This window comes from Clostridium sp. Marseille-P2415, assembly GCF_900155545.1.
In the GTDB taxonomy this organism is placed as follows: Bacteria; Bacillota; Clostridia; order Lachnospirales; family Lachnospiraceae; genus Lacrimispora.
This window is the reverse complement of sequence record NZ_LT732526.1, coordinates 1,444,240-1,469,993: the sequence shown is the minus strand read 5'-3', so window position 1 is coordinate 1,469,993 and position 25,754 is coordinate 1,444,240. Positions and strand designations below refer to the sequence as shown.

The window sequence follows — 25,754 nt, the reverse complement described above, 5'->3', positions numbered from 1 at the left end:
ATCATAAAATAAAGTTGAAAACGCTTTCAAGAAAGGAGAGACATGACAGTATCCATTTACGATGTGGCCAAAAGGGCAGGGGTTTCCATCTCCACCGTGTCAAGGATTCTGAATCAAAGTGCCAATGTAAGTGAGAAGAAGATTCAGGCCGTAAAGGAAGCAATGGAATTCTATCAATATGAACCGAATCAGTTCGGAAGGGGCCTGGTAAAGCAGCGGTCCAATATTATAGGCGTTTATTTTCCATATTATTCCGGGTCGGTTTTTGAATCCTCGTACAATCTGGAATTGCTGAAAGGAATTGAGAAAATCCTCACAAGACAGAACTACAGTATGGTATTGATCAGCGAATCGGAGGAGTATTTAAACAGGGTGAAAGGTATGCCGCGTTTCCTTGAATACATCCGGCAGAGGAGGATCGACGGTTTGCTTCTCAGCGGACTGACCGGCAAGTCCATAGAGGAAGAGGCTTTCAGGCAGATACTGGATGAAGAATATCCGGTTGTATATATAGGCAAACGGTTTCATAAAAACGGAATCAATGTTTATGCACAATATGAAAGCTATATGTATCAGATGCTTGAAATACTGTATCAGAACGGGCATCGGAAAATACTTCTGTATTTGTACTATTCCCATCAGAATTATTTAAATCCCATTGTGAAACGGGCTGAGGAGAAGATGCCGGATATGGATTTGGTGGCTGCAATCCTTCCCGATATGACGGAAATCAGACAGATACTTACCGTTGATATCAGGAAATATGTCTTAGGAGCAGGATACACGGCGGTATGTTCGCCCGGCACCGAGACGACCCGGGTGCTGTTAAGCGTATGCGGGGAGCTCAGAGTATCCGTGCCGGAGACGGTATCCATCCTGTCGGCAGAACACAAGAACGGCGATGGACGGCAGTTGTTTCCGCAGATATCGGCATTTTACGTGCCTGCAAAGGATATGGGAAGCGGGGCGGCACAGCTTTTGCTGGATGCGATTGAGAACCGGTCTTCCGGTGAAATATCCAGAGAGTATGAGACTAAGTATATAAACAGAGAATCAATAAGGCGGCTGTTGTAGCAACCTTTTGATTTCTCTTTTTTGAAAACGTTTTCTGAAAGCGTTTTCAAAAAAGAGAAGATATAGAAAAAAGGCAGGAGGAATATCATGAAAGCAATTATGGTAATGTATGATTCGTTAAGGCGGGATATGCTGGAATCATACGGCTGTGACTGGACGGTGACGCCGAATTTCAAGAGATTGGCAGAAGCCAGTGTGCAGTTTGAAAATTGTTATGTGGGAAGTATGCCCTGTATGCCGGCGCGGAGAGAGCTGCACACGGGAAGGATCAATCTTTTCCACAGGAGCTGGGGACCGATGGAACCGTTTGACGACTCAATGCCGGAAATCCTGAAAAAAGAAGGCATCTACACACATTTGGTCAGCGACCATCAGCATTATTGGGAAGACGGGGGGTGTACCTATCATAACCGCTACTCATCCTGGGAGATTTCCAGGGGCCAGGAGGGGGATTTATGGAAAGCGGATTTGTCTTATGAATACGATAAACAAACCGTTTTTAAAAATAAAGAGGTGATGCTCGCTTATGCGCCGTACAGAAGGATGATGGCTCATGATGGCATGAACCGCAGATATATGGATAAAGAGGAGAAAACATCACAGGCGGTTACGTTCCGGCATGGTCTGGAGTTCATTGAAAAGAACCATGGAGAGGATAACTGGTTTCTTCAGATTGAGACCTTTGACCCGCATGAACCATTTTATTCGATGAAAGAGGATAAGGCATTGTATCCTCATACTTTTCTCGGCGATGCGGCTGCAGAAGCGGATTGGCCTCCGTATGCTCCGGTGGCAGAAGATGAAAATACCGTCTGGCATGTAAGGTATGAATATGCTGCGCTGCTTTCAAAATGCGACCGGTATCTGGGAAAGGTCCTGGACCTGATGGACCGGTTTCATTTGTGGGAGGATACGATGCTGATTGTCAACACGGATCACGGCTTTTTATTGGGGGAGCACGGTTGGTGGGGGAAAACCAGCATGCCGGTTTATGAAGAAATCGCTCATACACCTTTGTATATTTATGATCCGAGGAGAAAAGAGTGTGCCGGAATCAAGAGAAATGCTATCGTACAGACCATTGACCTGGCACCGACACTTTTAGAGTACTTCGGAGTGGATATACCAAAGGATATGGAGGGGAAACCGCTGGACAGTGTGATGGATTCCGATGAACCAATCCGAAAGTATGCGGTATTTGGTTATCATGGAAGCCAGGTGAATGTCACTGATGGAAGGTATGTGTATATGCACGCAGCAGAAAATCCCGATCTGCCTGTTTACGAATATACCCTGATGCCTACTCATATGAGAAATATGTTTCGGCCGGCTGAATTTGAGGGGATGGAACTGGCAGGACCGTTTTCATTTACCAAAGGCTGCAGGGTGATGAAAATTCAGGGAAAAGAAAGGATGGGTGACACAACTTCATTTGGCTCCCTGCTGTTTGACTTAAAAGAAGATCCGGCTGAGACCCATTCCATTCAGGATGAATCCGTGCGCAGCAGGATGAAGGGCTATATCCGGGAGTATATGGAAAAGAACGATGCTCCGCCGGAACTTTATTTGAGATTGGGTTTGCAGGAAGAGAGGTGTAAATGAAAAAACGTCCTAACATTGTAATTATCAATCCGGATCAAATGCGGGCAGACGCTATGTTCCATCTTGGTAATCCGGCGGCGGTCACGCCCAATCTGGATGAGCTTGCAAAGGAAGGGGTGTCCTTTGCACATGCATTCTGTCAGAATCCGGTGTGTACGCCGTCGCGGTGCAGCTTTATGAGCGGCTGGTATCCCCATGTTGCCGGCCACCGCACCATGAATCACATGATGCATGGGCATGAACCGGTCTTGCTGAAAAGGTTGAAGGACCATAATTATCACGTGTGGATGAATCAGAGAAATGATTTGCTTCCGGCACAGGAACCGGAGTATTACAAATCCTACTGCGATACTTATTTTACACTGAATGATGACAGACAGCCGGATGTGCTTCCACGGGAAGAATGGAGGGGAGAACCGGGAGAGAAAAACTTTTATTCCTTTTACCGCGGAAAACTGCCGGAGCATAAAGACATAGACCAGATCTGGACAGATGGCGCAGCGGAGTTTATCCGGAGCTATGAGGAGGAAAGGCCGTTTTGCATATTCCTTCCCCTAATGTTACCCCACCCGGCCTATCAGGTCAGCGAGCCATATTTCAGCAGAATCGACCGGAAAAAGCTGAAAAAACGGATCTTGCCGCCGGATGGATTCAAAGGGAAATCCCGGATGCAGAAAGAACTGTCCAGGCTGCAGAATTTGAAAGACTGGAATGAGGCGGAGTATGATGAATTGCGCGCGGTTTATCTGGGCATGTGCAGCAAGGTGGACGATCTCACAGGCCAGATTGTCCGGGCACTGAAGGAAAAGGGGATTTATGACGACACGGCTGTTTTCTTTTTCAGTGACCATGGGGATTATACAGGGGATTACAACCTGGTGGAAAAGGTACAGAATTGCTTTGAGGACTGTCTGACTAATGTTCCGTTTATTGTAAAACTGCCAAAGGAACTGCAGAGACGCCATGGAGTCAGTAAAGAGCTGACAGAGTTGATTGATTTCTACGCAACGGCAGAGGAGCTGGCAGGGCTTCCTGCGGAACACACCCACTTTGGGAAATCTCTGGCTGCCTATATGGGGCAGAAGCAGGAGACACTGCGGCAGAACGTATTCTGTGAGGGCGGCTTCCGCAAGGGAGAGGATCACTGCAAGGAGACGGGAGGCCAGACGGTGCCTGACCCCAATGGGTTGTATTATCCGAGGCAGTCCCTGCAGGCATCGGATGAGATGTACAATGGAAAAGCCGTCATGTGCCGGACAAAGGATTATAAATACATCAGAAGGCTCTATGAGGGGGACGAATTCTATGATTTGAGGAAGGACCCGGAGGAAGTCCGGAATCAGATCGGCTGCGAAGAATACCAGGGCGCGGTTGCAGAGATGAAGGAGAAACTGCTGGAATTCTATCAGGATACCTGTGATGTTGTCCCATTTAAAAAGGATGCCCGGATGGACCGGGATTTCACGAAAAAATTTATGCATTAAACAGTTTGGGGGTTTACTGCACCTTGTAAAGGAGAAGGAATCGTATGGAGACTAAATATGCAAGAGCAAAATTTCTAGATGTTTTTAAATATTCATTTGGGGGCCTGGGTTCAAATTTGGCATTTTTTCTGGTGATGTCTTATCTGACATTTTTTTATACGGATATTTTTGGTATAGACACAATGGTAGTTTCCGGTCTGATGCTGATCTCAAGATTTATCGATGCATTTACAGATCCGATCATGGGAATGATGGGCGACCATACCCGTTCAAAGATGGGAAAATACAGGCCTTGGATTATAGGCGGGGCACCAATCCTTGGATTCCTTATCTTTATGCTGTTTACGGCACCGGAGCTGTCGCCAAATATGAAGATTGTATATGTGTATGTTGTATATATTACATATTCATTGGCATCTACGGTAGTCAATATTCCTTACCATTCCCTGACTCCGGTAATGTCTCAGGATCCATATCAGCGGACGGTAATCGTATCATGGAAACAGGGGATGGGGACGGTAGCTCAGTTCATCATTACCATTATGGCGCTGCCTTTCGTTGAGGCATTTGGAGGCGGTAAACAGGGCTGGGCGATTTATGGAGCATTCATTGGCATCATGACGACCTTTGCATTCTGGATTTGTGCATGGGGCGGAAAAAAATATGACGTTTGCGATATGCAAAAGGAAAAAGTCCGGATGAATATGGCAAAGGATTTAAAGCTTTTGATCAGGAATAAACCGATGCTGATGCTTATGATTGCTTTTGGTACGGACGTACTGGCGAATGCGACTTACAGTGCAGTCAATATGTATTATTTTAAATATGTGCTGAACCGTGTGGATTTGGTACCCAAAGTCGCTTCTGCGATTTTGTTTGCGGGGATTATCCTTCTTCCTGTGCTGCCGGCAATTTCTAAAATAGTAGGAAAAAAGCGTCTATACTGGCTGGGAAGCCTGTTTTCCATTTTCCCTCTGGTTGTTATGTGGCTACGGCCTACGGCATCGGTTACGATACTCATGAGCATGATGGCAGTTTTTGGATTCCTTTCCCGTATCCCCAGCAACCTGGGCTGGGCGATGCTTCCGGAATGTTCTGATTTCGGTGAGTGGAAATTTGGGCAGCGTTCGGATGGCCTGATGTCTTCATCCTTAACATTTATCAATAAATTCGGTATGGCGATCGGCGGGTTTATTGCCAGCTTTTTCCTTGGATTAGTGGGTTTTGTGGCGAACCAGGAGCAGACTCCGCAGGTTCTGGACATGATTGTTTTTTTAAGATTCGGAATGCCGGTAATCGGTTATATGGCTTCTTTGATTTCCATGGCATTTTATGAGATTACCAATGAAAAGTATGCACAGATCCGATCGGAATTAGATGCAGGCAGCAAGAAGGAGAGCGTATGATGATAGAAAAAGTAAAAAATATAATTTCACAAATGACTCTGGAAGAAAAAGCATCATTATGCTCAGGAAAGAATTTCTGGCAGTTAAAGGGAGTTGAACGCTTAGGGATTCCATCCATTATGGTGACCGACGGTCCTCATGGACTACGTAAGCAGGCAGGTGATGCGGATCACCTGGGATTGAACCAGAGTGTGAAGGCAACGTGTTTTCCGCCGGCCGTGACATCGGCCAGCAGCTGGGATAGCGCTGCATTATATGAGATGGGTAAGGCTATGGCCATGCTTCAGGATATGCCCCTTCGGAGCCTGGCGATGTTTGGGACTCTGAGTTTGGAAATTGTTGAACGGATAGTCCATGAATCAGGCCGGTCATAAAGACAGATTATCAGCTGGTTTATGAAAAAGGTTTATGAAAAAGTCGTTGACATGATTTGATTTTCATGATATTGTATCTCTACGACAGGTGGTGCAAATATGACAAAGGGTCAGTTAGAAGCCAAGATCAGTGAAATAATCAGCAAATTCGAAGTTGAATACATGGGGAGGGGTCCCAAGACAATCCGTACTTATATTTTAAATGACATGATTGTTGTCAGATTATTAGGATTCTTAAGCCCTTCCGAGAAAAAATTAACGGAGAATGTACAGGGTATCGAATTATTAAAGAAAGTCAGAACTTCCCTGTTTGAAGGCGGAAGAGGCTATCTGGAGAAGCTGTTAACGAATATCCTGGATGCAGACATTGTCAGTACCCACTCTGATATCAGTACCAAGACAGGCGAAAAGGTCATTATCATAACTGTCGATAAAAATTTAGAAGAGCTTTATACAGTTAAATAGTGCCGGAAGACATTGCAAAATAGAATTGATTCTAAGTTGTAAGTAAGCCGATATCCATTTTATGGATATCGGCTTTTAAAATATATTACATGGAGGAGGCTGATCAATGAATAAAAAACCGCAGTAACCTGACAAGTGCAATAGAAGGTATGGTTCGTCCGATTATGAAACGGTTTCTGTTTGGAATATTATAATAAAAACTATGTAATACTTAATAAAATTGGGAATCAGTAAGTCGAGGAAAACTTGGACTTACAAGGTTTGCACCGGCATTTTTTCGGTGCAGACGAAAGATGTGCATCGGGTATGCACAGGAACGGAGGAAAATATGCTGGAATGTTTACACAATATGAGTTTACCGGAGTATGTACAGGAAATATTAGTTCAATCAAAGGGTGTTGTCATACCTAAGACAAGAGAAGATCTGCTGGCGCTTGCAATGGGGAATTCGGAGAACCCTGTGTTTGATATTGAATATGATGTTGAGGGCAAAGGTACGATATTAGAAGCAACCGCTACGAAATGTAAAAACGGAGTCGTTGTTAATTATACGGATGACTATATGAGAAGGCGAGATCCTGACTGCCTGTTAATTGCGGACCGGAAACCAACGGATAAGCCCAGATACGAGGAGGTTTATCAAGCTGATTTTGAAACTTTGAGAATGGGAACCTTTGATTGGCTGAAGAAACAGGAGCTTATTTTTTTCCCATTTAAATCAGGCGGGCTTGAGTATGGATATGATTCCGTCCTGATCGCTCCGTCAAATGCAGGATTTTTCGCAGCGGGCCTTGCAGATTTACAGGGATTTTTAAATATCGATGAGATTTCTTCCGATTTTAAGCCAAGAGCTATTGTTTTTCTGGCCCCCCCATTCCGTCATACCCATTTTAATGGGAAACAGATCGTTGTTCATAACCGCCTCGATGATATTCACGAGGTTTATTCCTATAATTTATATCCAGGCCCAAGTGCAAAAAAGGGCATTTATGGAGTTCTACTCAATATAGGAGAAGAGGAAGGCTGGGTAACCGCACACGCATCAACAGTAAAAGTGATCACTCCTTATGATAATGAGATCGTCATCATGCACGAAGGCGCTTCCGGAGGCGGAAAAAGTGAGATGATCGAAGACATTCATAAGGAAATGGATGGCAGAGCCATATTGGGCAAAAATACAGTTACAGGTGAAAAAAATTATCTGGTATTAAACGAAACCTGCGATCTGATTCCGGTGACGGATGATATGGCATTATGCCATCCGAACATGCAAAATGACAGCAAAAAGCTGGTTGTTAAGGATGCGGAATCCGCATGGTTTTTGCGGTTGGATAATATTAAGTGCTATGGTTCCTCTCCTCAATATGAGAAAATATTGATCCAGCCGGAAGAACCCCTTATTTTCTTAAATATGCAGGCAGTTCCGGGGGCGACCTGTCTGGTTTGGGAACACACATTGGATCAGAATGGGAAACCCTGCCCCAATCCACGTGTAATTTTGCCAAGAAGGCTGGTTCCCAAGGCCATTGATACCCCGGTGGAAGTGGATGTGAGGAGCTTTGGCGTGCGGACCCCGGCATGTACGAAGGAAAACCCGTCATACGGAATTCTGGGCATTCTCCACATTCTGCCTCCGGCGCTGGCATGGCTGTGGCGTCTGGTGGCTCCAAGAGGATTCAACAATCCAAGTATTATTGATTCTCTGGAAATGACCAGCGAAGGAGTTGGTTCTTACTGGCCGTTCGCAACCGGAAAAATGGTAACTCAGGCCAATCTGCTGCTTGACCAGATTGTAAAATCGACCAATACCCGGTATGTTTTGATACCCAATCAGCACATTGGTGCCTATGAAGTAAGCTTTATGCCGCAGTGGGTTGCCAGAGAGTACATTGCGCGCCGCGGCAGTGCCAAGTTTAAACCGGAGCATCTGGTGGAAGCACGCTGCCCGCTTTTGGGATTTGGCCTTGATTCATTGAAAATTGACGGCCAGTATATAAGAAGAGCCTTTTTAAGACCGGAGACCCAGCAGGAGGTAGGGCTGGAAGGATATGATGCCGGAGCTAAGATACTAACAGACTTTTTCAGACAGGAGCTCATCAAGTATAACACGGAAGATTTGAATCCGTTAGGAAGACAGATCATTCAAATGTTCCTTGAAGGTGCGACGGTTAAGGAATATTTAGACATTATACCAATGAGATATTAATATTGGTTCTATATCAAAGAGGACCCGCTCACAGGATGCTGTGCGCGGATCCTCTTTGAATATTCTTACTGTTCCTTTCTGGCGTTTCGTTTGCTTCTGCCCGGACATTTCCCGGGGTCCACTCGCCACATGCAGGTTTTGCAATGAAAGCAGGTTCCTACGTCTTTCCCGGCTTTTGCATCATTGGCCCAATTGGGATTTACCAGCGTACCACGGCCAATATCAACCATATCTGCTCCGGTTTTCTGCAATATCTCCCCGGCCATATTAACAGTCGTGATTCCTCCGACAGCATAGACCGGAACGGAAACCCGCTTCTTTATCTCCCCGGCTGCGTAAATGCGGTCACTGAAAATTAAACATCGGTGGAAGACGGTTCCACAGGATATACAGCTAAGCCATCCTTCTGGATCAGATTTTTTAATTCTTCCAGGTAATTTTCCGCAAATATGCTTAAATGGACTTTCGGATTGGCAATCCAGCCGATCTTCATATGTTCCGAGGTGCGAAGCGGAACAGCAATGATATTATCGCCGTTTAAGTTGCTGTTTAAAATGCCGCTGCAGATGGTATAACCGTTTAAACCGATCAGCAGATTGAAAAGAGTGGCCCGGTCGCTGACATAGATGATTTTCTTTCTGGGCACAGTGCTTAATATTTCTTCAGAATAATAAAAGGAGTTCTTCTCTCCCTGCTCAAAGGCCAGGAAGGGAAACGGTTGAAGATCGTCAAGGGTAACGGAATCCTGGCGCGATAACGGATGGGCAGAGCTTATGAACACATGGGGAGAGGCTTCAAACAGCGGATGAAAGATGAGGCCGCTCTCCTTAAAAAGCTTTTCCAGTACCTTCCGGTTGAAATCGTTCAAGTAGAGAATACCAAGCTCGCTTCGGAAATTCTTCACATCCTCGATGATCTCATGGGTCCTGGTCTCCCGGAGCGTAAATTCGTATTCCTCATTTTCCTGCCTGGACACCAGATTGACAAAGGCATTGACAGCAAAGGCATAGTGCTGGGTGGATATGGAGCAGATTCTTTTGAGGGGCTTTTTGTTTAGATAATGCTGCTCCATCAGGTCCGTTTGTTCCAGCACCTGTCTGGCATAAGAGAGGAATTCCGTTCCGTCCAGAGAAAGAGAGATGCCTTTGGGGGTTCTGTTAAAAATGGAAATTCCATATTCATGTTCCAGCTCTTTGACTGCATTGGACAGACTGGGCTGGGTGATATAAAGCTGTTTTGCTGCCTCTGATATGGAACCGCAGTTGACGATGGTAATGATATAGCGAAGCTGCTGCAGGGTCATTGTGTTCTCCTTCCGTATCTATCACCTTTTTTGGTATTTTAACATAGATTGATATAGTTTCAAACTATATTGTGCCATAAATTTATAGAATTTTACATTTTGTTTTTATTCCGCTAGAATTTAAGAGAATAAACAAATGTAGAATAAAAAGGAGATGGATCTATGAGCCAGACAAAAAAAAGAGCGCCGTTTAAATTTGATATAGTAGGAAGCTTCCTGCGTCCGGATTATTTGAAGAAAGCACGGGAAGGCTGGAAGAACGGCACTGTTACCGATGAAGAGCTGAGAAAGATTGAGGATCAGGCAATTACGGAGCTGATCGCAAAGCAAAAGGAGGCCGGCCTTCCTGTTATTACGGACGGTGAGTTCCGCAGAAGCTGGTGGCACCTGGATTTTATGTGGGGGCTTAAAGGGGTGGAAAAGCTGGAAGTTTCCCAGGGATATACGTTTCATGATGAGGTTACAAGGGGCGAATCAGCCGGATTATGCGGAAAAATTTCAGGAGAAAACCACCCTTTTATAGAGCATTTTAAATTTGTAAAGCTGTTTGAAGACGAAACGGTGACTGCAAGGCAGACCATACCGGCACCGGCCCAGCTTTTAGCAGAATTGGAGCGGGGGGATAACCTGGAACGGACGAGATCATATTATGAAGAGGAAGAAAGCCTGATCCAGGATATCGCGGCTGCTTACCGGACGGTCCTTGCGGATCTTTACGCGGCAGGCTGCAGGAACGTACAGTTTGATGACTGTACCTGGGGAATGTTCTGTGATACCAAATATTGGGAGGCCAGGCAAAAAGAGAAGAAATCCGCGGCAGAAGAAGCCCAAAAGTACGTAAGGGTTAATAATCTCGCCATGGAGGGACATCCGGAGGACTTAGTCATTAATACACATGTGTGCAGGGGGAATTATCATTCTACCTGGGCTTCTTCCGGCGGATATGCCCCCATAGCGCCTCATCTGTTTGGAGAGGAAAATGTATCGGCATATTATCTGGAATTTGATGATGAGCGTTCCGGAGATTTCGATCCGCTTCGGTTCGTAAATGGTGACAAACAGGTGGTGCTGGGGCTTGTGACCACGAAAACGCCAAAGCTGGAGGACAAGGAACGCATCATAACAAGAATCCGCAAGGCTTCCCGGTACATTCCCTTGGAACGCCTTTCCATCAGCCCTCAGTGCGGTTTTGCTTCTACCGAAGAAGGCAATATATTAACGGAAGAGGAGCAGTGGGCGAAGCTTAAGCTTGTGAAGGAGATTTCAGAAGAAGTCTGGTAACAACTGTATAGAAAAAAATATGCCGCGGAGAAAGTGGATTGTGTTGCATTTTTCTCCGCGGTATTTTAATATATAAGAGGTATGGAATATTTTGCCGTCCGGTTTTAAATTTAAGATTGTTTTCAGTTAGATATGTTAATACATAGATAGGAGGAAAACGGATTGCCGAAAGGCAGGATTGTTAAGCTTCATAGAAACGAAGACAGGAGGGATTGTATATGTTTAATTGCGGTAAAATCATTGCCATATTTGGCACAACAATTTTGGTTACAGCGCTTCCACTTACCTCGATGGCGGCGACAGAGACTAAAATCAGCAGTGTTTCCCTTAAGATAACATCTGAAATCGAGGCAGGAAGCAGCGATAGTGATGTATCGGTAACAACCAGTTCCAGTAAGTATCGGATAGAGGATGTAACAGTAACGAACACGCCAAGCGATGAGTGGGATGAAGAGGATAAACCAAAGCTAAAGGTTACCGTAGAAGCCGAAGACGATTATTATTTTGCCAGCGGCTTTGCCAAAAGCAGTGTGAGCATCAGCGGTTCGGATGGAACGGTTACCTCTGTAAGCCGCAGCAGCAGCTCGGAATTACTTGTTTCTATCACCCTGGATGCACTGGAAGATGAGGATGGTGATTATGAACTTGATGTGGATGGTCTGGAGTGGGATGAATCCAATGGCGAGGCCAGCTGGGATGATTGTGAGGATGCTAATAAATATGAGGTAAGGCTTTACCGCGGGGACAGTTCTGTAACCTCTGTACTCACAACCACAGACACCAGCTATAGTTTTGCCGGTTATATAACGCAAAGCGGTTATTATACATTCAAGGTTCGCGGCGTCTACAGTTCCTCAAACAAAGGCAGCTGGGAAGAGTCCGATTCCTGGTATGTAACTTCGTCCGAGGCGGAGGAGATCCGCTCCGGCAGCTCTTCAAGTTCCTCCGGTCCGGGAGCAGGCAGCAGCACCGGAGCGTGGTTACAGGATGACATTGGCTGGTGGTATTGCAATGCGGACAGAAGTTACACCGTAAACAACTGGCAGTATATCAATAGCAACTGGTATTATTTTAATGAGACGGGGTATATGGTGACCGGCTGGGTTAATTGGAATTCAAAGTGGTATTACTGCGGCGAAAGCGGCGCCATGTATGCCAATGCGACAACGCCGGACGGGTTTTATGTGGGAAATGACGGCGCATGGGGTGGTTCATGAATATACAGATTTTTGGGACCAGAAAATGTTTTGATACTAAAAAGGCAGAGCGCTATTTTAAAGAGCGCGGCGTAAAATATCAATTCATAGATATGAAAGAAAAGGGCATGAGCAAAGGCGAGTACAATGGGGTAAAGCAGGCAGTGGGCGGGCTTCATGCCATGCTGGATGAAAACTGCCGGGACCAGGACGCTTTGGCGCTTATCAGGTACATTGCAGACGAGGAGAAAGATGATAAGGTCCTGGAAAACCAGAAGGTATTAAAAACCCCTATTGTCAGAAACGGGAAACAGGCTACGGTGGGATTTCAGCCGGAGGTATGGAAAAGCTGGAATTAACCGGAGAATGACATTGACGAAAAAATTACTTAGAATTAAGTAAAAATCAACTAAACAAGGAGACGGAGAGATGAGAAAACCGGAAAAAGATCAGAAGTGGGTATTCAATAAGGATATTGAAGGAGAGCAGGCAGCAGAAGGCGTTGTCAGAAAGATCCTGGCATATTGCGATGGCATGATGTGCGTGGAAAACCGGTTTGAAAAGGGTGCCATTGGGAAACTGCATAACCACCCTCATACCCAGATCACTTATGTGGCAAGCGGAAAGTTTGAATTCACCATAGGAGATGAAAAGAAAGTTGTGGAAGCGGGGGATACTCTTTTAAAGCAGGATGGCATCATGCATGGCTGTGTCTGCCTTGAAAAAGGAATTCTGGTAGACATCTTTACACCGATGAGAGAAGACTTTTTATAAAACATAACCTTCAAGCTGTTGGTAAGTAAATTACCTGGCTTGAAGGTTTTTTAGTTACAGCGGGGAATCATTGGCTGGTAAAACGCTCAAACAGTCTGTTTACATCAACCTGACCGTATCCCCATATGTTATTCGGATATGTATCGGACGGGCTCCGGATTGCACCGCCGATCAGGAGGCGGTTGACATTATTTCCGGTTATTCTTGGATAATTTCCCCTGACAATTGCCCACTCAAAGACCATTGCAACAATACCGGCTGACTGAGCGGCTGCGGCCCCGGTACCGGTTGCGGTACCGTATTGGTTTCCGGGCACTGCACAGGGAATCTGATAACCTGGAGCAGCGATATCAGGTTTGATCTCGCCGATTCTTGTATAACCTCTGCTGGATTCCGTCAGGATGCTGTCATTCAGCTGGTTATAGGCGGTGACGGTCAGCGGATGCCTTGCATTTCCGGGAGAAGTTATGGTAGTATCCGGATTGGAATTCAGGAAAAATGTATCATTTGATATCAAATCTCCGGAAGGCAGCCAGGAATGAAATGAGAATGGTTCATTTTCAGGGTTTTGAACACGAAGATACCAGATTCCCGGGAGGAGATTTTGAAAGCGCAGCAGAATAAGCTGATCTCCGGATTCTTCCTCAAAAATGATGTTGTTAACGTAAATAATCGTCTGGGTAAATATAAAGCTGAACCTTCTGCATTGATTAAGGGAGGGAAAGACCGGCCGGGTGGATTCACGGTTCGGGGAAGAGACATCTATGGAAAGCCTTGCCGGAGTATAGGACCAGATTTCCATGGAAAACATAGTGTCATTATTCCCTACTCTTAATTCAACATCATGATAGTACGGGGCTGCGGTAGTAGCATTAAAATAGTGCCTTTGGTCATTCCCTTCATTTCCGGCAGAAACTGAAACCGCGTTTCCAGGCAGCAGGGAAAGGTGGTCTAAGTAGCCGCTGATTGCGTCTTTGCCGTCATGGCCTCCCTGACTGCTTCCCAGAGAGATGCATATGACAACAGGGCGGCTGAAGCGTTCTGCTGCCGTAACCGCATAGCGGACACCAAGTATGATGTCGGATTCCTGATAGCAGAGAGCATTTTCCGGAACAAAAAAAATGTTTTTTAAGTTCTGTTTTGCTTCTTTCAATTTTATGATCACCAGGTCGGCCTGAGGTACTACACCGCTGAACGATCCGTCTTCATTCGGAGTACCTGCCAATATGCTGGCCATAGCGGTTCCATGCCCATTTAAATCCGTCGTGGGAACAACGGACAAAGGGTCATCTGAGCTTAATGCGGTATTGATTTGTTCTCTGCTGTATTCTGAGCCATAGGTGAAGGCTTCGGGAATGGTACCGCTTTGCTCGGTTTGATCCCACATGGTAAGGATACGGGAGGTTCCGTCATTAAATAGGAATGCCGGATGCCGGTAATCAATACCGGTATCAATGACAGCGACCAGAACTCCAAGCCCGAACAAAGCTAAAGCCGGATTTCGCTGGACCGTTGCAACACCGGATTTTTCGAGGGCAATGGTAGAAGTAAGGGTATAAAGTGTTGGAAAGCTGCTATAGGAATGCCGGCCCAAGTCGCAGGGATTTGCATTTCCGACAGGAATATGAAGCAAAGAATGCACTCTGTTCATATAAGTTATATTATCACCAGTATCATAGGTCGGAGCTAAGGTGTTGTTGATAATCAGATCATAATAATTATTATCCAGTATTTTTTGCAAAATCAACTCCCCCTGTTTATTTAAACAAAACATATAATATAGTTTATGCTTCCGGGTTCCTAATATGAGTTTTAACTGGCGAAGCTCCGGCTGCCGGCAGTTCTTCCCGGGCATGTTTTATAAATCTATGTTTCATAAATCTATTGATAAAAATGGTATAATATGCTATAAATGAAACACAGTGAAATTAAAGGAGGTGATTGGGATGGGAAAGTATGTTTGTGAGCCATGCGGATATGTGTACGATCCTGAAATCGGTGATCCGGATTCTGGTATTGAGCCAGGTACTGCATTTGAAGATTTGCCTGAGGATTGGGTATGTCCGGTTTGCGGAGTTGGTAAGGACATGTTCGTAGAAGAGTAAAACTGCAGCCATTTCACTGGTAAGCAGGTAAAACCTTCAAGCTGTTGGGAAGTAAATTACCCGGCTTGAAGGTTTTTTTTCAGCGGGGGATCATTGGCTGGTAAAACGCTCAAACATTCTGTTTACATCAATCTGACCGTATCCCCATATGTTATTCGGATACGTATTGGACGGGCTCCGGATTGCGCCGCTGATCAGGAGGCGGTTGACATTATTTCCGGTAATTCTTGGATAATTCCCCCTGACAATCGCCCATTCAAAAGCCATGGCAATAATGCCGGCTGCCTGTGCGGCGGCAGCCCCGGTACCGGTTGCCGTTCCGTATTGGTTTCCTGGAACTGCGCAGGGAATCTGATAGCCTGGAGCCGCGATATCAGGTTTGATCTCGCCGGACCTTGTATAGCCCCTGCCGGATTCCGTCAGGATGCTGTCATTTAACTGATTGTAGGCCGTGACGGTCAGCTGGTGCCTTGCATTTCCGGGGGAAGTTATAGTAGTGTCCGGGTTGGGATTCAGGAAGAATGTATCGTTTGATATCAAATCTCCGGAAGGCAGCCAGGAATGAAATGAGAATGGTTCATTTTCAGGGTTTTGAACACGGAGATACCAGACTCCCGGAAGGAGATTTTGAAAGCGCAGCAGGATAAGCTGATCCCCGGTTTCTTCCTCAAAAATAATGTTGTTGACGTAGATGATCGTCTGGGTAAAGATAAAGCCGAATCTCCTGCATTGATTAAGGGAAGGAAAAACAGGCTGAGTGGATTCCCGGTTTGGAGAAGAGACATCTATGGAAAGCCTTGCGGGAGAATAGGACCAGATTTCCATAGAAAGCATAGTATCATTATTCCCTACCCTTAATTCGATATCATGATAGTACGGAGCTGCTGCAGTAGCATTAAAATAGTGCCTTTGGGCATTCCCTTCATTCCCGGCAGAAACGGAAACCCCGTACCCGGGCAATAAGGAAAGAGTATCTATGTAGCTGCTTGTAGCCCCTTTTCCGTCATGGCCTCCCTGGCTGGTTCCAAGGGCAAGGCATATGACAATGGGACGGTTTAGCTGTCCCGAAACCGTAACAGCATAGCGAATACCAAGTATCACATCAGATTCCTGATAGCAGAGTGCACTTTCCGGCACAAAAAAGATTCTTTTTAAATTTTCTTTTGCCTCTTTCAGCTTTATGATTACCAGATCAGCCTGGGGCACGACACCGCTGAACGATCCGTCTTCATTTGGCGTACCTGCCAGTATGCTGGCTATGGCGGTTCCATGACCATTGGTATCCGTTTCCGGGACAACGGACATTGGGTTTTCTGAGCTCAGTGCAGTATTGATCTGCTCTCTGCTGTATTCTGAGCCAAAGGTGAAGGTATCGGGGATCGTACCGCTTTGATCGGTCTGGTCCCACATGGTAAGGATGCGGGAGGTCCCGTCATTATTTCGGAATGCCGGATGCTGATAATCGATGCCGGTATCAATGACAGCGACTAAGACCCCGAGGCCGAACAGGGCTAAAGAAGGATTCCGCTGGATCGTTGCAACTCCTGATTTTTCAAGGCTTACGGTAGAAGTAAGGGTAAACAGTGAGGGAAAACTGTGATAAGGATGCCGTCCTATGTCGCAGGGATTTACGTTACCGGCAGGAAGGTGAAGCATGGAATGCCTTTCGTTTAAATAAGTAATACTATCGGTAGCATAGGTCGAAGCCAAAACGTTGTTAATGATCAAATCATAATAATTATTATCCAGTGCTTTAACCAAAATCATTCCTCCCTGTCGCATTCGAACAAAACATATAATATATTTTATGCGGCAGGGTTCCCGTTATGAGTTTTGCGGGTAAAGTGCCGGCTGCCATATGTTTAGCCGGCGTTTGTTTCGCTGTTCTGGGGCGTTTGAGGCTGAGGGGCTTTTCCCGCTTTTTTTAAATATTCCATAATCCCTTTGGCGTCGGCTTCTCCCAGGGCCTTATATTGCTCTTCTGTGGACAGAAATAAAGTCAGATCGCTGGGATGATTTAAAAAGCCGTGCTCAATAATGAAACCGCGGATGCCGTACATCTGGGAATAACGGGGAATTGCATAATAATCGGCCTGGCTTCCGTCCGGATATAAGGTTCCATTCTGTGAATCCCGCAGGAGCAGTCCGCGGTTATGAAGGCCCAGCGCGTTTAACTGATTTAAAATGGTATTGGCCGCCTCCTGGGACTGAACGGCAAGATCGCTGTTATAGCGGCCGGTCCTGGGAGCCATGGAGCTTACTCCATAGGCATTTTTAACCGTTCCGTTACCCAATGCCGAATCCACATGCTGGCTTACGAATAAGTCTGCATGAACAGAAGCGGCAAAGGCGGCACGCTGTTCCAGGGCAACGGTTGTTTCCGCACTGTCTTTTGTTAAATAAACCGTATAGTTGGAATTTTGTTCCAGATACTGCTTTGTGTAGTTGGCAATTTTCATGGTTATTTCGTCTTCATAATAAGTGACTCCATTGTATTCGAAGCTGCAGCCGGAATAATGGCCGTCTGTTTTGCCGTGGCCGGGGTCAAGAACTACGATGAAGTTGTTGTTACGTATGCCCGGTCCGATTTCAGGAGTCACGGTTTTGGTTACCGGAGGCGCAAAGGCAGGCCCGGATTCTTCTTCTGCCTGTGCGGCAAAAACGGAAGCGGTGGAAATAAGGGCGGCAAGCAACAGGGCTTTTTTAGCGGCCGGTAAAAAATTCTTAATCTGTATCATGATAGTTCCTCCCGAATATTGGCATTTTTCCCAATATTATAGCACTCTTTGGCAGTTCCTGTAAATGGTCTTCTTTGAATTTATTTCTTAATGTGATAAAATGAATCGAAAAAGAAAAAGCAGAAAAAGGAGGCCGCATTTATGAAGTACTATTTCGCTCCCATGGAAGGAATTACCGGTTATGTTTACCGGAACGCACACCGCAGGTTTTTTGACCAGCTGGACGTGTATTTTACTCCTTTTATCGTTCCGGCCCGGAACCGGAAGTTTTCGTCCAGAGAAAAAAACGACTTTTTGCCGGAACATAATGAGGGGATCCGCGTAATTCCTCAGATTCTCACCAATAAGGGAGAAGATTTTATATGGGCGGCAGAGGAGCTTAAGAAATACGGGTATGATGAAGTAAATTTAAATCTGGGCTGCCCCTCCGCTACGGTGGTTTCCAAGCACAGAGGCTCCGGTTTTCTTGGGGAACCGGACATGCTGGAGCGTTTTTTTGACCAGGTTTTTTCGGCACTTGATATGAAAGTTTCCGTGAAGACCAGGATCGGAAAGGACAGCCCGGAGGAATTTTATCGGCTCATGGAAATTTATAATGAGTATCCGCTGGAGGAACTCATCATCCACCCGCGGATCCAGAAGGATTTTTACCGGAATGAACCGAATTGGGAAATTTTTAAAGAAGCAGTTTCCTTGAGCAGAAATCCCTTGTGCTACAACGGAAATCTGTTTACAGCAGAGGATAACGGGAAATTTACGGATTCCTTCCCGTCTGTGGACCGGGTGATGCTTGGAAGAGGCCTGGTGGCCAATCCGGGTCTGGCAGGAGAGATAAAAAATGGGGAAAAAATGGAAAAATCACGGCTTAGGGCGTTTCATGACGAGGTATTAACGGGATATGAGCAGACCATACCGGGCGAACGTAATGTTCTGTTTAAGATGAAAGAATTGTGGGCTTATATGATCCAGATGTTTGATGGCAGCGAAAAGCAAGCAAAAAAGATCCGTAAGTCCCAGCACCTTTCGGATTACAGAATGGCTGTGGACAGCCTGTTTCGGGATTTTGATTTACGGTATTCAAAGATATTCTGATTGAGGGGACAGAGGGAAGCCTTTGTCTCTTTCTTTTTTTACCGGAAGATGGATAGACATGAAAAAAAGAGAACATTTTGTGATTGCATGGTTGAAATAAACCATATATTGTGGTATATTTTTACAAGCGGTATTCGATAACAGTTATTGATATTAATATATAAATGAGAGAATGGTGGAAAAATGGATATCAGTGAGAAAAGAGGACTTCAGGAAATTTTAGAATATTTTAAAGAAGTACCGGAACTGGAAGATGTTTTAAAAGGCATTCAGAGGCAGTGGGATTCTGTGCCCTACTGTCTGGACCAGCTCTTTTTAAAATTCACGGCGTTCTGCAAGCAGGAGATGGATCTTTCCGAACGGTTCGATGCTCTGATACGGGCTGCTGTGGAACTGACCACCCAGGAAGCGCCGGATTGGGAGTATATAGGGGCAAGACTTCTGATGCTTCGGTTTGAGACAGGATTAAAGGCTGAATCGGAACGGCACCGGATAGGAAGCTTTTATGAAAAAATATGCTTTCTGACAGAGGAACAGCTCTATGGAACGTATATTCTGGAGAATTATTCCAAAGAAGAAGTTGACCGGTATGAAGGGTATATAGACCGGTCGAGAAATCATCTCTTTAACTATTCAGGGCTGGAGCTGCTTCTCAGCCGGTATGTGATCCGCAGCCGCCGGAATGTGCCTCTGGAAACGCCCCAGGAGATGTATCTGGGAATCGCCATGCACCTTGCCATGCTGGAAAAGAAGGACCGGGATGGCTGGGTGAAACGGTTTTACGATATGCTCAGTACCTTAAAGGTGACCATGGCTACCCCAACTCTTTCAAACGCCAGAAAGCCGTATCATCAGCTTTCATCCTGTTTCATAGATACAGTACCGGACAGCCTGGATGGAATTTACCGGAGCATTGACAGCTTTGCCAAGGTCAGCAAGTTCGGAGGCGGCATGGGGCTTTACTTTGGGAAGGTACGGGCGGCAGGAAGTTCGATCCGCGGCTTTAAGGGAGCTGCGGGAGGCGTCATACGCTGGATCAAGCTGGCTAACGATACCGCTGTGGCTGTGGACCAGCTGGGGGTGCGCCAGGGTGCTGTTGCGGTGTATCTGGACGCATGGCATAAGGATCTGCCGGAATTTCTGGCCCTTAAGACCAATAACGGCGATGACCGCATGAAGGCTCATGATGTTTTTCCTGCGGTTTGTTATCCCGATCTGTTCTGGAAGCAGGCAAAGGAGAATCTAGAGGGAGACTGGTATCTCATGTGCCCTCATGAGATTCTGACGGTAAAGGGCTGGGCGCTGGAAGACTCTTATGGGACCCAGTGGGAAGAGCGCTACTTAGACTGTGTGAATGACAGCCGGATTCAAAAACGTATCATTCCGATCAGGGATATCATCCGCCTGATCTTAAAGAGCGCCGTGGAGACGGGAACTCCATTTGCCTTTAACCGGGATCTTGTGAATGAAGCCAATCCCAACAATCACAGTGGCATCATTTACTGCAGCAACCTCTGTACGGAAATTGCCCAGAACATGAGCGCTGTCGGCCAGATAGAGCAGCGGATCGAGACCGTGGATGGGGAAACGGTGGTGGTTACTGTCACAAAACCCGGTGATTTTGTGGTCTGCAACCTGGCCAGCCTTTCCCTGGGGAAAATTGATTTCAATGACAAACATGAATTGACGGAGCTGACCCGAAGCGCAGTCAGGGCTTTGGACAATGTGATCGATTTGAATTTCTTCCCTGTGCCTTATGCGAAGATCAGTAATTTACGCTACCGCCCGGTGGGACTGGGGGTGAGCGGGTATCATCACATGCTGGCGAAAAACGGAATCATCTGGGAGTCGGCCGGGCATCTGGAATTTGCAGACCGCATATTTGAGGCGATCAATTATGCGGCCATTGAAGCAAGCTGTGATATTGCCGGGGAAAAAGGCAGCTATGAGCTGTATGAGGGCAGTGACTGGCAGACCGGAGCGTATTTTGAAAAGAGGGGATATGTTTCACAGGAATGGAACCGTCTCCGTGAAAAAGTGGAATCCTGCGGTATGAGAAACGGCTGGCTCATGGCCATTGCCCCGACCAGCAGCACCAGCATGATCGCCGGCACAACGGCCGGGCTGGACCCGATCATGAGCCGGTATTACTTAGAGGAGAAAAAGAATGGCCTGGTTCCGCGGGTGGCGCCGGACCTGTCTTCGGAAACGTTCTGGAATTATAAAAATGCCCATTATATCGATCAGAGATGGTCCGTGCGTGCGGCGGGAATCCGGCAGCGGCACGTGGACCAGGCCCAGAGCATGAACCTTTATATAACCAATGATTATACCCTGCGCCAGGTGCTGGGACTCTATATCCTGGCCTGGGAATGCGGCGTAAAAACCATTTATTATATCCGTTCCAAGAGCCTGGAAGTGGATGAGTGCGAGGCGTGCTCCAGCTAGAGAAGCCGGTCTGCCGGTGGGAAAGAATAAAACAGGAAAGTGTGGGATGACAGGTATGGAACAATTGAAAAAGAGGCCCCTCTTTAATCCGGATGGAGAAATTGAGGTAAGAGAGAGGCGCATGATCAACGGAAACACGACCAACCTCAATGATTTTAATAATATGAAATACGCATGGGTCAGCGGCTGGTACCGCCAGGCCATGAACAACTTCTGGATTCCGGAGGAAATCAATCTTGGCAGAGACAGAAAGGACTATCCTCTGTTAAGTGTCCCCGAGCGGAGGGCTTATGATAAGATCCTGTCCTTTCTGGTGTTTTTGGACAGCATCCAGACGGCCAATCTGCCTGCCATCGGAGAATATGTGACAGCCAATGAAATTAACCTTTGTCTTTCCATCCAGACATTTCAGGAGGCTGTTCACAGCCAGAGCTACAGTTATATGTTAGATACCATCTGTGAGCCCCAGACCCGGAACGATGTGCTGTACCAGTGGAAGAGTGACCCCCGCCTTCTGGCCCGCAATACCTTTATCGGAAATCTGTATAATGAATTTCAGAAGGATAAGAGTGCATTCGCATTCATGAAAGCGGTGGTGGCTAATTTCATCCTGGAAGGAATATATTTTTACAGCGGATTTATGTTCTTCTATAATCTGGGCCGAAATCACAAAATGACAGGTTCATCCCAGGAGATCCGCTACATTAACCGGGATGAGAACACCCATTTATGGCTGTTTTGCAATATCATTCTGGAACTGGAGAAGGAAGAGCCGGAGCTGTTTACCAGGGAACGTGTGGATATTTACCGGGGTATGGTGAAGGAAGGGTGCGAACAGGAAATCGCCTGGGGCTGCTATGCCGTCGGTGATGAGGTGCCGGGGCTTACAAAGGAAATGATTGCAGATTATATTAAATATCTGGGAAATTTGCGGTGTGCAAGTCTTGGCTGGGAGCGGATCTACGAAGGCCATGACAAGGAACCGGAAAGCATGGCCTGGGTCAGCCAGTACAGCAATGCAAATTTAATTAAAACTGATTTTTTTGAAGCGCGAAGTACCGCTTATGCGAAAAGCAGCGCTCTGGTAGATGATTTATAACAGGTGAAGCGGAAGTCTTGACAATTGGTTTCATTCATGTTAGTATAGGAATGCTCTGTAGAAGAGTACCAGTCAGGGGCAGTACTGGTTTCGACAGGGGCTATGCAGCTGGTGAAGCTATCCGCATGCGATGCGTTAAATGGCAAACCTAAATATAAACGCTAACAATAACGAATTAGCATTAGCTGCTTAATGCAGCTTGTCGGCCTTAGGGCACTCACACCTTAAGATCCCGGCATCGACTATGTGAGAAACGACGTATGCAAAGCTTTGAGCATGCGGACGTAATATGAAGCTACTGAAGCTGTCAGGGTGTTAGTTCCCGGGCGGTGGAGGGAATGTTAAAAAACTAACTATGATAGTAGAAGAACAGGGAATTGGTTTTTGGACACGGGTTCAACTCCCGTCTGCTCCACTCTTAATTAATGGCGGAAACCCAGGTTTTATCAGGGTTTCCGCTGTTTTTCTATGTCTTATTGCTTGTATACAGTTGTAGACATTAATATTTTAGCGCAATTCTTCTGAGGTCAGATAATTCTTTATCTGTGTGACTAGGTAAGGAATGCCTATAATCTAAGCAACAAAAGTCATAAACCATCAGAACAGGACAAGGAAAATAAAAAAATGGGGTTTCCCAAGGGATTTTAAAAATTTGATAATTCTAGTCGAAAACAGTAGCAACCGGAAAAAAGAAAAGACTTTTAATAGGAGAGAGTAGTATAAGAATTGCAGGAAAAGTAGATACCAAAAAAAGAGCCGTGACGGGGAAATAAGTCACTGACTCTAATGAAGAAAAAGGGATTGTCTATTGAAATGACATATGATATGATTGCAGGCAGGAAACAACTGTGTCACTGCAAGGTGTTGGCCTTCCATTATTACATAGATGGGAGGTGGTGTCAGATGAAGTACGATTTCAAAGACCTTATGGCTTTCGGTACATTCATTCTAGCATTACTTACCTTTATTTTTATTAATTGTAAGTAGCGTTTTTCTATAAAGTCCCAGAAATGGGCAAAGAAAAACCACCCTTGTAAACTTGGCCGTTGATAGGGTGGAATTTCTGCTTAATATTAACTTGGTCAGCCCCTTGTAGAGGGGCGGTTGTTTCTTTGTAGTTATAATATAACACAATGAGGCAAAGAATGCAAGATTCTAAATACAAATGATTAGCGAATGAACCAAAATCGGATTCTAATAGTGGATTGGGGTTCCGGCTCGCTTAAACTGAATGCAATGTCATGGAACAGGGGCACGTTTCAGAAAACGGCTGTACATATCATTCTCTTTTTCTTTATATCCGTAAAGAACCACTTTTGCAGGGGAGTCTTGTCTGCTTAAAAGCTGTAGCATACTGCGGTGTTGGCGGTCAGTAAATTCTGGGGTCACATTTAACCGTGCTTGAAATTGCTGAAAATATGCTTCCGATTTCATGACACAGTGAAAGTTATAAATCGAGGCAGAGCCCTCGTTTAAGGATATCTTTTCAAATAGATTGAGACTGAGGGCAAACGCAGTTCAAATGGGGATATCTTGTTTTCAGGCTTGTCAAAGGTACTGATAAATTGTGAGACCAGTTCTTGACGTAAGACTTAGCGGTAAATTAGCTTCTAAGGGCGACTTATACAACTTTGATGAACTCACCGCTAACGACAAAGTAAGAAGTACAATGTTTGTAACAGCTAAAATCAGTGATACAGTTCTTCCAGGGGTGAAAAATGGAGCCTATGTAGTACCACAAGACCCGGACGGCATTCCGAACGCTACTGTGAGTGACCTTGATGGTTAACAGAATCCAGGGGTTAGAAGAAGTCAGACTAGCAGTATCGGTCTGGCTTTTTAGAATTGTTTAGAAGCGATTCAGAAACTGTTAAGATTTACTGTTGATAATAGATCCATTATAAAGCAAAGGAGAAATTACTTCATGAATAAAAAATTTCAATCACACCGTTATGCGGCAGGCTTTTTGGCGGTAACCACTGTGATTTCGCAGCTAAATCCGATCATTGCTTATGCAAATATAAGCGCCTCTGATTTTAATATGCGTAATAATGTTGTTAATCTTACAGGAATTATGGAAGTTTCAAATAATATGGGGCAGGTGACGAGAGGCGATTTTGCAAGAATGCTGGTGAATGCTTCCAGTTTCCGGGAAAACCTTCCTCTCTCTAATTCCTCAGTTTTTGCTGATGTACCGGCAGGCAGCCCCAATGCCGTCTATATTAAGATTGCTGCTTCCCAGGGCTGGATGACCGGTTTTCTTGGCGGTTTGTTTAAACCGGAGGAGAAAGTTACTTACAAAGATGGCGTAAAAGCTGTTCTTACCCTTCTTGAATATGGGGATGGAGATTTTACTGGAGATGTGTCGTCTTCCCGAATCTCAAAATTTCAATTTCTGGAACTGAATGAAAACTTAAACCGCGAGGCGGATGAAGTGCTGAACCAGACCGACTGCGTGAATCTTTTTTATAATCTCTTGAAGACAAAAAAGAAAGACACTGCTGATATTTATGGAAAACTGTTAAATTGTGAACTGAATTCTGATGGTGAAATCAACCCGATCTCTATTTTGAAAGATGAAAGAAAGGGGCCGATTCTGGTTCGAAAAGGGTTTAGTGTTATTCAATCAGTGCCTTTCAGCTCAGAGAAAGCAAATGTCTTTTTAAATGGAACCGCAAGTACTCTGGCTGCGGTAAAGGCGTCTCAAAAGGCAACAGGATTTGTTGTTCTTTATTATAATGTCAAATCAAAGACCATTTGGGCTTATACCACAGATGGTTGGGATAAGGAAACTCTGACAGGCGAAAATGCATATGTCCTGCTTATGGGTGAAGTGAAGAATATCTATTATAGATCAACCGATGTCATAACCCCCACCTCCATAAGACTGGAAGTTGACACCAGCAATTCTGACAGCGATATCAGCGACAGCGAAGCAATGGATGGCAACGGATATCTGTCCATCAACCTGGACTCCTCCAAACTCCAGTATTTATTTTCCATATATGGAAAGGTAACGGTTGGAGACAAGGTTGTAATCGTATGCAGTAAAAACGGGACGGCATATACGGCAGTGGATGCCATTGATTATTAAGGATGAGGCATGG

20 protein-coding genes, 1 other RNA gene and 1 pseudogene are annotated in these 25,754 nt (G+C 45.5%); 17 read left to right on the top strand and 5 right to left on the bottom strand.

Features of this window, described 5'->3' with window-relative positions; translation table 11 throughout:
- Window positions 1-42 precede the first annotated feature (42 nt).
- The 7 genes and pseudogenes from BQ9856_RS11685 (at window position 43) to BQ9856_RS11655 (ending at window position 8,611) form a co-directional block, all read left to right on the top strand.
- A complete protein-coding gene (locus tag BQ9856_RS11685) occupies window positions 43-1,074 on the top strand; it encodes a LacI family DNA-binding transcriptional regulator (RefSeq protein WP_077611192.1) in 1,032 nt (343 codons plus the stop codon).
- Between the two features lie 87 nt (window positions 1,075-1,161).
- Window positions 1,162-2,676, top strand: a complete 1,515-nt coding sequence (locus tag BQ9856_RS11680; protein WP_077611191.1) for a sulfatase — start codon at window positions 1,162-1,164, stop codon at window positions 2,674-2,676.
- Window positions 2,673-4,160 (top strand): sulfatase-like hydrolase/transferase, encoded by a 1,488-nt coding sequence (locus BQ9856_RS11675; protein WP_077611190.1) that lies wholly within the window; start codon window positions 2,673-2,675, stop codon window positions 4,158-4,160. Before BQ9856_RS11680 ends, BQ9856_RS11675 begins: the two co-directional genes overlap by 4 nt.
- 44 nt (window positions 4,161-4,204) lie before the next feature.
- Window positions 4,205-5,566, top strand: a complete 1,362-nt coding sequence (locus BQ9856_RS11670; RefSeq protein ID WP_077611189.1) for an MFS transporter — start codon at window positions 4,205-4,207, stop codon at window positions 5,564-5,566.
- Window positions 5,566-5,841: pseudogene (locus tag BQ9856_RS11665) on the top strand (glycosyl hydrolase); the annotation flags it as partial. The gene BQ9856_RS11670 and the pseudogene BQ9856_RS11665, both read left to right, overlap by 1 nt.
- 198 nt (window positions 5,842-6,039) lie before the next feature.
- Window positions 6,040-6,405, top strand: a complete 366-nt coding sequence (locus BQ9856_RS11660; protein WP_077611188.1) for a DUF2294 domain-containing protein — start codon at window positions 6,040-6,042, stop codon at window positions 6,403-6,405.
- Window positions 6,406-6,733: 328 nt separating this feature from the next.
- Window positions 6,734-8,611, top strand: a complete 1,878-nt coding sequence (locus tag BQ9856_RS11655; RefSeq protein WP_077611187.1) for a DUF4914 family protein — start codon at window positions 6,734-6,736, stop codon at window positions 8,609-8,611.
- Window positions 8,612-8,676: 65 nt separating this feature from the next.
- Here the strand turns inward: BQ9856_RS11655 and BQ9856_RS24850 are convergent, their stop codons facing one another.
- Window positions 8,677-8,934 (bottom strand): oxidoreductase, encoded by a 258-nt coding sequence (locus BQ9856_RS24850; RefSeq protein WP_268875615.1) that lies wholly within the window; start codon window positions 8,932-8,934, stop codon window positions 8,677-8,679.
- 32 nt (window positions 8,935-8,966) lie between these two features.
- On the bottom strand, window positions 8,967-9,914 hold the full coding sequence (locus BQ9856_RS11645; protein WP_077611185.1) for a LysR family transcriptional regulator: 948 nt from the start codon (window positions 9,912-9,914) through the stop codon (window positions 8,967-8,969).
- Between the two features lie 162 nt (window positions 9,915-10,076).
- Here BQ9856_RS11645 and BQ9856_RS11640 point away from each other — a divergent pair, with 162 nt between their 5' ends.
- The 4 genes from BQ9856_RS11640 (at window position 10,077) to BQ9856_RS11625 (ending at window position 13,165) form a co-directional block, all read left to right on the top strand.
- Entirely contained in the window at window positions 10,077-11,195 is a 1,119-nt protein-coding gene (locus BQ9856_RS11640; RefSeq protein ID WP_077611184.1) for a 5-methyltetrahydropteroyltriglutamate--homocysteine S-methyltransferase, read from the top strand.
- 218 nt (window positions 11,196-11,413) lie between these two features.
- On the top strand, window positions 11,414-12,412 hold the full coding sequence (locus BQ9856_RS11635; protein ID WP_077611183.1) for a hypothetical protein: 999 nt from the start codon (window positions 11,414-11,416) through the stop codon (window positions 12,410-12,412).
- On the top strand, window positions 12,409-12,750 hold the full coding sequence (locus BQ9856_RS11630; RefSeq protein ID WP_077611182.1) for an arsenate reductase family protein: 342 nt from the start codon (window positions 12,409-12,411) through the stop codon (window positions 12,748-12,750). Before BQ9856_RS11635 ends, BQ9856_RS11630 begins: the two co-directional genes overlap by 4 nt.
- A gap of 70 nt (window positions 12,751-12,820) precedes the next feature.
- Entirely contained in the window at window positions 12,821-13,165 is a 345-nt protein-coding gene (locus BQ9856_RS11625) for a cupin domain-containing protein (RefSeq protein WP_077611181.1), read from the top strand.
- Between the two features lie 67 nt (window positions 13,166-13,232).
- Here the strand turns inward: BQ9856_RS11625 and BQ9856_RS11620 are convergent, their stop codons facing one another.
- Window positions 13,233-14,906: a S8 family peptidase gene (locus tag BQ9856_RS11620; RefSeq protein WP_200801294.1), complete on the bottom strand. Its 1,674-nt coding sequence runs from the start codon at window positions 14,904-14,906 to the stop codon at window positions 13,233-13,235.
- 205 nt (window positions 14,907-15,111) lie between these two features.
- On the opposite strand from BQ9856_RS11620, the gene rd reads away from it, so the two are divergent.
- Window positions 15,112-15,270 (top strand): rubredoxin, encoded by a 159-nt coding sequence (gene rd, locus BQ9856_RS11615; RefSeq protein ID WP_013272313.1) that lies wholly within the window; start codon window positions 15,112-15,114, stop codon window positions 15,268-15,270.
- 90 nt (window positions 15,271-15,360) lie between these two features.
- On the opposite strand, the gene BQ9856_RS11610 is transcribed toward rd, so the two are convergent.
- Window positions 15,361-17,031 (bottom strand): S8 family peptidase, encoded by a 1,671-nt coding sequence (locus tag BQ9856_RS11610; protein WP_200801293.1) that lies wholly within the window; start codon window positions 17,029-17,031, stop codon window positions 15,361-15,363.
- Window positions 17,032-17,132: 101 nt separating this feature from the next.
- Entirely contained in the window at window positions 17,133-18,008 is an 876-nt protein-coding gene (locus BQ9856_RS11605; protein WP_077611179.1) for an N-acetylmuramoyl-L-alanine amidase family protein, read from the bottom strand.
- A 141-nt stretch (window positions 18,009-18,149) separates the two neighbouring features.
- Between BQ9856_RS11605 and BQ9856_RS11600 the strand changes: the two genes are divergently transcribed.
- From BQ9856_RS11600 to BQ9856_RS11575, 5 genes are all read left to right on the top strand, one after another.
- A complete protein-coding gene (locus BQ9856_RS11600) occupies window positions 18,150-19,100 on the top strand; it encodes a tRNA dihydrouridine synthase (RefSeq protein ID WP_077611178.1) in 951 nt (316 codons plus the stop codon).
- Between the two features lie 183 nt (window positions 19,101-19,283).
- Entirely contained in the window at window positions 19,284-21,548 is a 2,265-nt protein-coding gene (locus BQ9856_RS11595) for a ribonucleoside-diphosphate reductase subunit alpha (RefSeq protein ID WP_077611177.1), read from the top strand.
- Window positions 21,549-21,603: 55 nt separating this feature from the next.
- Window positions 21,604-22,647 (top strand): ribonucleotide-diphosphate reductase subunit beta, encoded by a 1,044-nt coding sequence (locus BQ9856_RS11590; protein ID WP_077613346.1) that lies wholly within the window; start codon window positions 21,604-21,606, stop codon window positions 22,645-22,647.
- A 75-nt stretch (window positions 22,648-22,722) separates the two neighbouring features.
- Window positions 22,723-23,065, top strand: a transfer-messenger RNA (tmRNA) gene (ssrA, locus tag BQ9856_RS11585).
- Window positions 23,066-24,571: 1,506 nt separating this feature from the next.
- Window positions 24,572-25,741, top strand: coding sequence for an S-layer homology domain-containing protein (locus BQ9856_RS11575; RefSeq protein WP_077611175.1), 1,170 nt, complete (start codon window positions 24,572-24,574; stop codon window positions 25,739-25,741).
- Window positions 25,742-25,754: the final 13 nt, after the last annotated feature.